Origin of the sequence: Ruminococcus sp. AM26-12LB, assembly GCF_003480785.1 — a bacterium.
GTDB lineage: Bacteria > Bacillota > Clostridia > Lachnospirales > Lachnospiraceae > Blautia_A > Blautia_A fusiformis.
The window spans coordinates 1-10,316 of sequence record NZ_QUJX01000035.1 but is presented as its reverse complement, the minus strand read 5'-3'; the positions used below and the strand labels follow the sequence as shown (position 1 = coordinate 10,316).

The 10,316-nt window shown below is 49.0% G+C and carries 14 protein-coding genes; 1 reads left to right on the top strand and 13 read right to left on the bottom strand.

Annotated elements, in window-relative coordinates; all coding sequences use genetic code 11:
* Positions 1–48: 48 nt before the first annotated feature.
* Positions 49–1,677: a recombinase family protein gene (locus DW694_RS16570; RefSeq protein ID WP_117493716.1), complete on the bottom strand. Its 1,629-nt coding sequence runs from the start codon at positions 1,675–1,677 to the stop codon at positions 49–51.
* Between the two features lie 205 nt (positions 1,678–1,882).
* On the opposite strand from DW694_RS16570, the gene DW694_RS16565 reads away from it, so the two are divergent.
* Positions 1,883–2,485, top strand: a complete 603-nt coding sequence (locus tag DW694_RS16565; protein WP_117493715.1) for a DUF6064 family protein — start codon at positions 1,883–1,885, stop codon at positions 2,483–2,485.
* Positions 2,486–2,533: 48 nt separating this feature from the next.
* On the opposite strand, the gene DW694_RS16560 is transcribed toward DW694_RS16565, so the two are convergent.
* The 12 genes from DW694_RS16560 to DW694_RS16510 all read right to left on the bottom strand — a co-directional run bounded on the left by DW694_RS16560 (position 2,534) and on the right by DW694_RS16510 (position 10,157).
* Positions 2,534–2,719 carry a transposon-encoded TnpW family protein gene (locus DW694_RS16560; protein ID WP_117493714.1) on the bottom strand — a complete coding sequence of 62 codons (186 nt, stop codon included), beginning with the start codon at positions 2,717–2,719 and terminating at the stop codon, positions 2,534–2,536.
* Entirely contained in the window at positions 2,716–3,558 is an 843-nt protein-coding gene (locus DW694_RS16555; RefSeq protein WP_117493713.1) for an ATP-binding protein, read from the bottom strand. The genes DW694_RS16560 and DW694_RS16555 overlap by 4 nt, the downstream gene beginning before the upstream one ends.
* A complete protein-coding gene (locus tag DW694_RS16550) occupies positions 3,555–4,343 on the bottom strand; it encodes a replication initiator protein A (protein WP_270672297.1) in 789 nt (262 codons plus the stop codon). Before DW694_RS16550 ends, DW694_RS16555 begins: the two co-directional genes overlap by 4 nt.
* Positions 4,288–4,488 carry a hypothetical protein gene (locus DW694_RS17365; protein ID WP_242985527.1) on the bottom strand — a complete coding sequence of 67 codons (201 nt, stop codon included), beginning with the start codon at positions 4,486–4,488 and terminating at the stop codon, positions 4,288–4,290. Before DW694_RS17365 ends, DW694_RS16550 begins: the two co-directional genes overlap by 56 nt.
* Positions 4,489–4,671: 183 nt before the next feature.
* Positions 4,672–6,297 carry a relaxase/mobilization nuclease domain-containing protein gene (locus DW694_RS16545; RefSeq protein ID WP_117493711.1) on the bottom strand — a complete coding sequence of 542 codons (1,626 nt, stop codon included), beginning with the start codon at positions 6,295–6,297 and terminating at the stop codon, positions 4,672–4,674.
* Positions 6,269–6,667, bottom strand: a complete 399-nt coding sequence (gene mobC, locus DW694_RS16540; RefSeq protein WP_117493710.1) for a plasmid mobilization relaxosome protein MobC — start codon at positions 6,665–6,667, stop codon at positions 6,269–6,271. Before mobC ends, DW694_RS16545 begins: the two co-directional genes overlap by 29 nt.
* Positions 6,668–7,315: 648 nt before the next feature.
* A complete protein-coding gene (locus DW694_RS16535) occupies positions 7,316–7,681 on the bottom strand; it encodes an SdpI family protein (protein ID WP_242985526.1) in 366 nt (121 codons plus the stop codon).
* Positions 7,682–7,759: 78 nt separating this feature from the next.
* Positions 7,760–8,614, bottom strand: coding sequence for a CPBP family intramembrane glutamic endopeptidase (locus tag DW694_RS16530; protein ID WP_173022076.1), 855 nt, complete (start codon positions 8,612–8,614; stop codon positions 7,760–7,762).
* A gap of 139 nt (positions 8,615–8,753) precedes the next feature.
* Entirely contained in the window at positions 8,754–8,957 is a 204-nt protein-coding gene (locus DW694_RS16525) for a helix-turn-helix domain-containing protein (protein WP_117493708.1), read from the bottom strand.
* A complete protein-coding gene (locus DW694_RS16520; protein WP_117493707.1) occupies positions 8,947–9,393 on the bottom strand; it encodes a sigma-70 family RNA polymerase sigma factor in 447 nt (148 codons plus the stop codon). Before DW694_RS16520 ends, DW694_RS16525 begins: the two co-directional genes overlap by 11 nt.
* A 189-nt stretch (positions 9,394–9,582) precedes the next feature.
* Entirely contained in the window at positions 9,583–9,858 is a 276-nt protein-coding gene (locus DW694_RS16515; RefSeq protein WP_117493706.1) for a hypothetical protein, read from the bottom strand.
* Positions 9,855–10,157 (bottom strand): DUF2089 family protein, encoded by a 303-nt coding sequence (locus tag DW694_RS16510; protein ID WP_117493705.1) that lies wholly within the window; start codon positions 10,155–10,157, stop codon positions 9,855–9,857. The genes DW694_RS16515 and DW694_RS16510 overlap by 4 nt, the downstream gene beginning before the upstream one ends.
* Between the last annotated feature and the right edge of the window lie 159 nt (positions 10,158–10,316).

Here is a 10,316-nt window from a genome sequence, read left to right as displayed (position 1 = left end):
TGCCGTTCCTATCCGGCACTTGCGCATTGTGTCGGATAGGTCGGGCGTTTATTCCGGCAAGTCAATCTTGCCGACAAAAGAATAATAGATTTCGATTTCCTGTCTGCGGAGTTTTCCCCGACGTTTCCCGTCAAGGGATTCCGATTCATGGACAACGATTTTCTCAATCATTTCCCGCAAGAGGGTGGGGGTAAGTTCCTCAAAGGCAAGGTACTTTCTCACAATCCCCATGAATTTCTCCGCGTTGACGGTAGCGGCCTGCGACTTGTCCAGTTCTTCCTGCAAACCGGCGGCGCGGTCTTTCAGTTCCCGCTGTTCCTGCTCGTAGTCTGCGGACAGTTCCATGAAACGCTCGTCGCTGATTTTCCCGCTTACGTTGTCCTCATACAGACGCTTGATAATGCGGCTGATTTCAGAAATGCGCTCCTGTACCTGTTCAAGCTGCTTGGTGGCTGCGGCGGTCTTTCTCTTGCCGCCGATTTCGTTCTGCTGGATAAGCAGCTTTACAAAGCGGCTCTCATGCTTGGCGGCGTATTCCGTCACTTGCCGGAGATTGGAGAGGACACCGGCGGTCAAAAGGTCGGTGCGGATAAAGTGCGCCGTACAGTCGCGGGTGCGCTTTTTGTAGCTGCCGCAGATGTAGCAGTCCTGTTTCCGCTTGTCCGTCTGGTATCTCTGCTGATAGAGGACGCTGCCGCAGTCGGCGCAGAACAGCATACCGGAAAACAAGCCCACTTCATCATAGCGGTTCGGGCGTTTGCGCTGCTTGCGTAACTCCTGCACACGCTCCCATGTTTCCGCGTCGATAATCGGCTCATGGTGGCCGGGGAAAATCGCCTGCTTTTCAATGGGGTTCTCTACGCTGTGCTTGGTCTTGTAAGAGGGCTTTTCCGTCTTGAAGTTTACCAGACAGCCGGTGTACTCCCGGTTTTCAAGGATATGCACGACGGTATTGGTCGCCCACTTACATTCATAGCCGGGGTGGTAGCGGCGGGTGCTGCCCGTCCTGCGGTATTCCAGCGTCCCCGGCGTGGGGATTTGCTGCTCCGTAAGCATACGGGCAATCTTGGTCGGGCCGTTCCCCGCAAGGCAAAGCTGGTAAATCTTCTGTACTACCGGGGCGGTTTCCTCGTCCATGATGTAATTCTCGTCCTCGTCCATGAGGTAGCCATATACCGGCTTACTGGTAACAGGCTTTCCGCTCATGCCTTTGGCCCTCTTGACAGCCTTGATTTTCTTGCTCGTATCTCTCACCAGCCATTCGTTAAAAAGATTCCGCAGCGGGGTAAAATCGTTGTCCATGCCGCCGTTTTCACTGTCCACGTTGTCATTGACAGCGATAAACCGCACGCCCTTTTGGGGGAACAGCATTTCCGTATAAAATCCCACTTGCAAGTAGTTTCGCCCTAACCGGCTCATGTCCTTGACGATGACGGTGCCGACTTTCCCGGCCTCTATGTCCGCAAGCATGGCTTGGAAACCGGGGCGGTCAAAGTTCGCGCCGGAAAAGCCGTCGTCGGTGTACCAGCGCAGGTTGGTAAAGCCGTTCTGCTTGGCGTAAGTTTCCAAAATCCGCTTTTGGTTGGATATGGAATTGCTCTCGCCTTGCAATTCGTCCTCATGGGACAATCTCGGATAAAGGGCGGTAATGAGGTTTTGGGTGGCTCGTCTTAACATAAATTCCTCCGTTTCCGACAGCCAGCCCCACTATTCCGTAGCTTGATTGTACCACGGAACAGGGCTGTCTGTATAGCGGTAAAATCGTCAAAGTTGATTCTTTATGATTTGTTAAATTGACAGTTTTAGCGAAGCAAATTAGCACATAGAAAAGTTCATGATTTTGTGATATACTAAACTTCATAAATCATAGTCGAGGTGGGGCATGGACGCACAAGCTTTTTGGAATGTTATCGGTACTTACAATCAACAGACAATAACAGTTCAAATAGGATTATTTTTGTTTATTGTTATAACTGCGATATTGTCTTATTTTACAAAAATAAAATGGTGTGCTAAATTTGCTCTTGGAATTATCCATTTGTTTATAGGTGTTGTATTCTTTGCATGGTACGGAACAGAACCCATCCAAAAGTATTTTGCACTTCCGTTGTACCTGCTCTGCGGTTTCCTATTTTTGTATGAAAGCTGGCACAACAAAAACGATACGCTAATAAAACCTAATGGCTGGCAATATTTTTTGTTGTTGCTTTATCTTTTTTACCCGCTGATTTCTTTCTTGTTAGGAAATCGTTTCCCTCAGATAGTGACACACATTATGCCTTGTCCGGTCGTTAGTTTAGGAATAACTATATATGCTGGTTACAGAAAGAAAAACAAACTTCTTCTTGCACTATTGGCGATTTGGGGACTTACAGGAATAAAATCTGTGATTTTTAGTGCATATGAAGATATAATTCTTTTAGTTTGCGGCATCTATGCTGTTGTGCTTTTTGCACATGAGATAAGGCATTGTGCCAAAAAATGATTTCCAGCGGCCACGCTCCCCGGCGTGGTCGCTTTTCCATGTTCCGGCTCACGCCGGATAGTTCGTTTGTTGTGTAGCGGTTTCGGCTTTCAGCACTTTTTCCATTTTGTCGGCGGCGGTTTCGGTGCTGCTCTCCTTGAAAAAGCCGGACACAACAAGGACGGTGTTCCCCATGCGGATTTCCGTCACGCAGTCCGGGCGGCGGGCGGCGCGGTCTGCTTTTCGTTCTGTCATAGGCAGTTCTCCTTTCCTCCGGCTAACAGCGTTTTCAATCGTTCCAGCTTACTTTGCGCTTTCCCCTTGCGGAAGTTCCCGCCGGTAAAGCGGACGGGCGGACACATCTCAATCAGCCGGTCATAAATCCGGGCGTGGGCGGTGTCCTTTGGGTGCTGTAATTCCTGCAAGGTCAAATTGGTGGTAACGATTAGGGGCTTGCCGCTGCGGTAGCGGCTGTCTATGACGTTGTAAACCTGCTCTAAGCCGTATTCCGTCCCGCGCTCCATGCCAAAATCGTCAATGATAAGCAGGGGATAGCGGCAAAGGCGGGAAATGTACTCGTTCCTGCCCTCAAAGCTGGCGGCAAGGTCATTTAAGATAGCGGCAAAGTTCGTCATGTAGACGGGGATTTCTTTCTCCATGAGGGCGTTGGCGATACAGCCCGCAAGGTAGCTTTTGCCGGTGCCGACGCTCCCCCAGAACAGACAGCCCAGATTTTCCGCGTATTCCCGTTCCCATTCCTCCACATAGCGGCGGGCGGTGGCAGTCTGCGGGTTCTGGCCGTTGTCATTCTCGAATGTCCAGCCCCGCATGGTCTGGTCGGGAAAGCCCCGGCGTTTCAATTCCTCTACGGCGTCAAGGTGGCGGCGGCGTTCCTCGGCGGCCTGCCGTTCCTCCCGGATTTTCCGCTGGCAGTCGCACTCTGCCGGGTGGCGGTCACGCCCGAACAGCGTCTTTCCCTCCGGGAAATAGGATTCTTTGGGCTTACGGCACTTGCCGCAGTACAGCAAACCGTCCTCGCCGGTGTAGTCCTCCGGCTCCGGGGCGGCGGTCATATTTGAAAATGTGGCGTTCATAGGCTCTCTCCTTCCTCGCATGAGTAGTCCGGCAGGCCGGTTCCTGCTCCCTTTTTGTCATTGTCTGCCCATATCCGCAGGGCGGCGGCGTAGTTCTGGTAGGTTTTCCCATTGGCGGCAAGGTAGCGGCTCATTTCCTCGATAAGCCGTTCCAGCTTATCCGGGAAGTCGGCCTGCAACTCGGCGTACTCGGTTTCTGACAGATAGATATTTCCATAGCGTCCATAGGCGGGGGCGGGCGGCTCCCCACTCACTCCCATTGTTTGGCTCTCTGTAAGGTTGTTTATAGTAGTTTGGTTAGGGTAAAGTTTTCTTTGTGTCATATCTAAAGTTTTCTTTACATCATCTGTAAAGTTTTCTTTAGGACTGATATAAAGTTTTTCATAGGTCATAGGTAAAGAAATCTTTAGGACTGGCGGCAGTTTCACATACAGCCGGTTGGGGGCGGAAAAGCCGCTCCGTTCCCGTTCTAAAAGCCCCGCCATATCCAGTTCCTTTAGTGCGCTCTGGACGGTCATGGTGCTTTTGTCCAGTATCTCCGCTATCTCCGCGACGGGATAGAACACATAAATCCTGCCCTCGTCGTCCTGCCAGCCGTTCTTCTGCGACAGGGTGGAACGGTCTAACAGCAGCGCATACAGCAGCTTGGCGGTCTGGGAGATGTCCATTTTCAGCAGGAAACGGGGATAGGGCAGGTAGGGCGGCAGCTTTGTTTCGGCTGTGATATATTCAGCGATAAGAGTCGCCTCCTTTCCCGGCGGGCGGCTTTGCCCTCTTGGAAACAAAGGGCGGGCAGTCGATAATGGTCGCCCGGAAACTCTGCTTACAGGTGCGGCGGCACTTGCGGCAAAGGGGATTGTATGTGATACGGTTGCGCTCATTGAGGAAAAACGCCCATTCCTGCTTGCGTTTCTTACTCATTCTCGGCATAGCGGCTCCTTTCTGCCGTTCCTATCGGGGTAATGGGATAGACGGCGTTTTGTGTATCGTTTCGGTGTCATTTTCAAGTTTTTTCTGCCCTGTACGCCCCTTGAAAAAGCTGGGTGGTATTGCAAATAGGGGAAGTACCGGCAGTCCGTTTTGTAGGTTCTCGGTATCAGTCCAGGGCGGTTTTTATCGGTCTAAATCCTGCCGCCTGCCGCGCTGCGGCTCATTCCGGCGTAACATCTGATCGATATTGTCCTTGACGGTCTGAAGGTGGCGGACGCGCTCTTTCTGCTCCCGGTAGTCGTGATACAGCCCGTCTTTCTGGACGATAAGCCCCTCAATCTCGGCCTGCAACGCTTTCCGGGCGGGCAGCTTGGAAATGCCATGCTCCCGGAAATACCGGGCGGCTGCGTCGGCTATGATAAATTCGCTTTCGTGTGCCTGCCGGTAAGCTGTGCGGGCTTTCTCGGACTTCTGGGCTTTCAGCCCGTCCCGGACAGGCTTGGTCTTGGCAAAGGCCAGCACTTGGCGCTGCAACTCCTTTTTCCCGGCCAGCCGGATTTCCAGCTTTTTCAGTTCCCCGGAAACCTCCCGCAGCCCCGCATGGGCGGCGGCAAGGGCTGTTTCCAGTTCTTCCGGGGAAGTAAAGCCGTACTCTTGGTAGGCGTTCAGCGTCGCCGCCATTTGTTTGAGGTTGTGCATGGTCGCCCACTTCTCATAGCCGCGCCCCTTGCCCTTGGACAGTTTCTTTTGAATGTCGATAAGCCGCTGTAAGCTGTCCTGTTCCGGGGCGGTTTTGGCGGCTTTTGTGGGCTGTGGACGCTCTTTCCCGGCGTGAGGGTATTCCGCTATGGCTGCGGGCTGTTCGGCGGCTCTGGCGGCGTTCTGTTCCAGAACGGCAAGGACGGCAGCGCGGTCAAAATCGTCCCCTAACTTCCGGGCGGTAATGGGCTTTGTCCTGTCTGGCGTGAGATAGGACAGCCGCCCCCGGCTCTCCTTGACGGTCACGCCGGTTTCCAGTAGCTTTTCGGAAAATCCCACAAAAGAGGTGGACGCGGACAGGGCGGCGCGGATAGCCTGCCGCAGCTTGTCCTTATCGGTTTCAAACTTGGTCTGCCGGGGCGTGATACCATCCGCAATCATGGGGGCGTTCTTCTTATCAAGGGCAAGCTGCCCTTTCTTCCGCGCCCAGTATTCCCGGTCTGTGACGCGGTTCTTGCTGCCGTTCAAGAGGTCTATCTGGTAAAGCCCCTCCCGGTGGCACATCTCCATAACCTCGGCTTTGAAGTAGCGCATGGCAGCGTCGGTACAGCGGTGCTTACAGCCGTCCTTTGTGTCCGCCGGTCTGTCCATGTAGGGCAGGAACGGGACTTCCTCTATCCGCAGGCTGTTAATGACGATATGCACATGAATGTTGCCGCTGTGGTTATGCCCGTCCGGGTGGGTGCATACAAGGGCTTGGTGGCCGGGGAAATGCTCCCGGCAAAACTGTTCGCCTAATTCCTGCGCCCGGTCTACGGTCAAGCCATTGTCCGGGCCATCGCGGGGGTCAAAGCTGATGATATAGTGGTGGCTCTTTACGTCCTCCCGCCGCTGGTTCTTCCCATAGCGGAGATTGGAACGCATACAGGCAACGGCAAAATCCTCCTCGCCGCAGTTCAGCGCAGACAGCCGGTAGTCCTCGCGGGGAATGAGCCGCCCGTTTTCGTCAAGGACGGGTTTCATGGTAAACTCGTCATGCTCGAACATGAGGTAACGCTCGGCGGCTCCGTAGTCGGCGTTTTTAGAGTTGATATGCTTGAGTGTTGCCAACAGCGTCACCTACTTTCTGTAAGACCTCGTATTTGAGGGCGGCAAGGTCGGAAACGGCGGCGCGTACCTCGCCGGAGAGGGCGTTGTAGGGTGCGCCGTACTCGTTCAGATACCGGGCTATCTGGTTGAGGTTGCCGCCGATCCGCCCGTATTCGGCGGCTAACTTCCCGACAGCGGCCAGCAGTTCATCATTGACTGCCGACACATGGACAACGGGGCGTATGGTAGTGCGCCGTATGGCCTGCCGAAGAAATTCGGACTGGCTGATACCGTAAGGGGCAAGCCGTTCTGTGAAGTCGGCGTATTCTTCCTCGGACAGCCGGGTTTTCACAACGCGGCTGCGGTGGGGCGTGTTGTATTTCTTTCGCATGGTCGTGACCTCCTTTCTTTGCCGCATGAGCGCGGCGGGGATAAGCGGCGTAAGCCGCCATAGCAGGGTTTGGGGAAGGCACTCCCCAACAAGTTTCCCGCAGGGGCAAAATGAGCGGTAAGCGAATTTTGGTACTGTGGTAGAAACTTGCTCTAAGTAAGCCGCAGACTTCCCCTTATCCGGCACATAGCCCCGGCGCGGGGGCGGGAAACGCTGATACCGGCGGGAAATATCCGGCTGCGGCGGGGGTGGGGCTGCGGTGTGCCGTTTCCTTTTGCCGCTCATAAAGCGAATGGGACGGCGGTTTTTACCCGCTGTTCTTCCTTTCCGCTAAAGATACACTTGGAGAGGCCTTTTCTGCCCGCTGTTCGGGAATTTTTACAAATTTTCTCTCGTTTCTTATAGTTCCGGCGGCGTGGGAAATGCTAATGCAAACAGAATGGAAATCCCTCCCTATTCCCTACAAACCATGAAAAAGGAAAAATGACGGGGATTTCATAAAATTTTTCTCTTTGTACCTAAAGACGGACAACTTTTCAAAATGCCAAATGGACGACAAAAAAAGCAGCAAATCTTTTCAGACTTACTGCTTTTCGCTGCCGCCGGTGGCGGTAGATTATTCAATTAGTTTCACAAACAGGGAGTTGTCTATTTCTTCCTGCCTTGCTTTGTAAAATGCTTATGTAGCAAAAATTCTGTTGGAATAATTGTAAGTGCCACAATTCCTAATTGTAAAAACACCAAATAGACAGAAATCATTTCAAAGTTTGTATCGTCTTTCATTAAAATCAAAACCAAAAACGATAGTATTGCCAGAATAATTCCTAAAACAAAATTTATTCCACCCCAATATTTGTGTGCATATTTCCATGTTTCATCATTCAACCTTGACATGGTAGTCCGATATCCCGAAATTCCTTGTCTATCTTTAGGTGGATTATCTTTCCATGTATATCCCAATAAAATCATAGATAATGGTACTAATAGTGAACAAACAGATAAAAATATAAACATCACAGTCACCTCATTTCAACTTCCAATTTTTACAGTTTGATAAACTGGGATTTGTCCTTACAGATATGGCTTTAACATCTAATTACGTTTCTTTTCAATTTTTAGAAAAAATAAAGTTGCCGCTATCAAAAGAAAACTCATTCCAATAATTCCTGTTGGATTTGGGCCAAGCAACGTTGAGTTTATATCATAAGTCAGCAAAACCGGCATTTCACCGATTGTATTTACTACTCCGTGCATAATAGCCGCATACATACAGTTTCCTGTTTTGATGGTGACGTATGAAAACAACGTGCCAAACACCATACACACCAGTATCATCATAAGCATATTTGTCCACGGTGCGCCAAAATTATCAAGGCTGTAATTAAAGCCAAAATATATCAAGGGAAGATGTGAAAGTCCCCACTCGAAACCATTTATAAGAACCGCTTTTCTTCTGCCATACTTTTCAGCCTGTAAAGAAAGTAAATAACCTCTCCATCCGATTTCTTCGCCCAGTTCAATCAGTTGTATCGGTATCATAAGTGCAGCGGCAATGATGAATACAATAGCAAACACAAAAATATTGTCAACAATCATTACATCGTCATTTCCAATCAGCCGTCCATACGCAAATACACCACTATACTCATTTCTGAACAACAAAAAATATAAAACGCTTCCCAACACAATTAGTATTCCCGGAGCAACTGCTGATAACAGCCATATTTTCTTATTCTTCCATACTTTTAATGATAAGAAATAACTGCTTTTTTCGCTTGTAATTCGTCTTGTTATTAACGCGCTCAAAACAGGAAAAAATGTAAATCCAATGCCCAAAAACTTATAGGCTTTTCCCATTCCAGTGAAAAATTCAATCACTCCAAGCCCATAGCATACTGCAAATATCAGAATAAGATATAGTTTAATAGCTTTGCTTTTTTCTTTCATAAGTAAACTCCTCATTCTCTACAAACAGAAAATTCTTGATGAATCTTTTTTATTTTCACATTAGTACCTCCACAACTTCCAATTTGTCACTGGCTTTATTATACTCTATTTCGTCACATAAGTATAGCTGTATGCGGCGTTATCTGCCAAACTCATATTTGAAGATTGCGGTCAATAGCTTTTCTGTGATGTATTCCTCTGTGTCCCGGTCTACCCGTCCATCAACAAGAGAGTAATAACAGATAAGCCCCCGGTAATGCTGTAAAACAGCGTTGACCGCCTCCGGCTCGCCGCTGGTGGCTTTTACGATTGTTTCGTAGGGGAGAAGTCGGCTATTCCTCATGCGCCATTCCCTCCATTTCCTCATAAAGACGCTGTATCGACTTACGGATATGGCGGCCGGTCGCGCTGCGGCTGCGCCCGTACAGCTTGCCGATTTTCTCCTGTGAAATGCGGCGGTAAAAGGACAGGTAAAGCATTTCTTGTTCTTCTACCGGCAGACGGGAGAGGGCTTGTACCAGCAGGCCGTTATTCAAGATAACCGTATCTCCGCAAAGGTGGACTATGTATTCCTCGTTTGGCTCCGGGGCTTGAAAATATTTATCGTTTGTGCCTAAAGGGTGGTATTTTTCTTCTGTGAGGTATTCAAGGGATATTTCTCTTTTGTATTTGCGGTTCCTTGTTCTGACAGCAGTACACATAGCGTTACGGATAACGACTTTACAAAAAGCATGGAACGTGTACTCGATATGCTCCTTGTATTCTTCTGTACAGGTCATAGAAATTCCCCCTTTCCTCAAAGGCTTGTGCATGGTTGACGGGCTGCATTTATGATAAACAGGGGCGGCAGCACTCCTTGCTGTCGCCCCTTGATTACCCTTTTGCAAAGGCGGGCGGGGCTGTCAACGGCGGCGCGTATGTGCCGTTCATCTTGACCGTTGACTGGCTCGGCTGGCTTTGCTATCTATTTAAATATCTTTTGCTTTCATTTTGTCAATTTCTTTTTTCTTAGCTGCTTGATGCCCCTCAATCCAAAACAGGAAAAAGATAAGTGTCGGGAAAATAATCATTTTCCAATCTTCTCCAAAATTGATTTTGTCATTGAAAAACAGAAATACCAGCACACCAATCCATAAAAGGGGAATGATACCTCCTAAATACCAAAATTTGGGGCTTCTGTGGCACAACCAAACGTGAAGTACAATAACAGCGAGTGCGATAACCAATGTCATAACTGTATTCATGATTTTTTCTCCTTTTCCTGTTTATATTTTTCGATAATGATTTTTGCGGTTTCCAAATCAATTCGTGAATCAACCGCTAACCCTTTGATAAATGTTGAAAACGGTTCTTCCTCCTTTTGGTCACTTAATTCAATTTTTTGAATGAGTTTATCCAGCCTAAGTCGGACTGTCGGATAAGAAACTTCGTACAAACGTGCAATTTCTTTCAGTGAACCTGATTTCAGAACAAAGTTCTTTAGAAAAGTTGCGTCCTCTGGTTCTAATGCAAGTATCCATTGAGGGATTTTATCTATCTCCAAATAAATTCTCCTTTCTTGTTGTTTTTAATTATATTTAATATATCATAAATAAAATTAAAGTCAATAGGAAGATTAAAATAATTTTTAGGAATAGTGGTAGCTGTCATTGGTCTTTGCCATTATGTTACTTTACGGCACATGAGCATTTGCACCTGGGTT

What these genes read in the sequence shown, in the direction of transcription:
- DW694_RS16570 (WP_117493716.1), bottom strand. Translation starts at nt 1,677, where the DNA reads ATGTTAAGACGAGCCACCCAAAACCTCATTACCGCCCTTTATCCGAGA.
- DW694_RS17365 (WP_242985527.1), bottom strand. Translation starts at nt 4,488, where the DNA reads ATGCCGAGAATGAGTAAGAAACGCAAGCAGGAATGGGCGTTTTTCCTC.
- DW694_RS16515 (WP_117493706.1), bottom strand. Translation starts at nt 9,858, where the DNA reads ATGAATACAGTTATGACATTGGTTATCGCACTCGCTGTTATTGTACTT.
- DW694_RS16520 (WP_117493707.1), bottom strand. Translation starts at nt 9,393, where the DNA reads ATGACCTGTACAGAAGAATACAAGGAGCATATCGAGTACACGTTCCAT.
- DW694_RS16530 (WP_173022076.1), bottom strand. Translation starts at nt 8,614, where the DNA reads ATGAAAGAAAAAAGCAAAGCTATTAAACTATATCTTATTCTGATATTT.
- DW694_RS16560 (WP_117493714.1), bottom strand. Translation starts at nt 2,719, where the DNA reads ATGACAGAACGAAAAGCAGACCGCGCCGCCCGCCGCCCGGACTGCGTG.
- mobC (WP_117493710.1), bottom strand. Translation starts at nt 6,667, where the DNA reads ATGCGAAAGAAATACAACACGCCCCACCGCAGCCGCGTTGTGAAAACC.
- DW694_RS16555 (WP_117493713.1), bottom strand. Translation starts at nt 3,558, where the DNA reads ATGAACGCCACATTTTCAAATATGACCGCCGCCCCGGAGCCGGAGGAC.
- DW694_RS16565 (WP_117493715.1), top strand. Translation starts at nt 1,883, where the DNA reads ATGGACGCACAAGCTTTTTGGAATGTTATCGGTACTTACAATCAACAG.
- DW694_RS16525 (WP_117493708.1), bottom strand. Translation starts at nt 8,957, where the DNA reads ATGAGGAATAGCCGACTTCTCCCCTACGAAACAATCGTAAAAGCCACC.
- DW694_RS16535 (WP_242985526.1), bottom strand. Translation starts at nt 7,681, where the DNA reads ATGTTTATATTTTTATCTGTTTGTTCACTATTAGTACCATTATCTATG.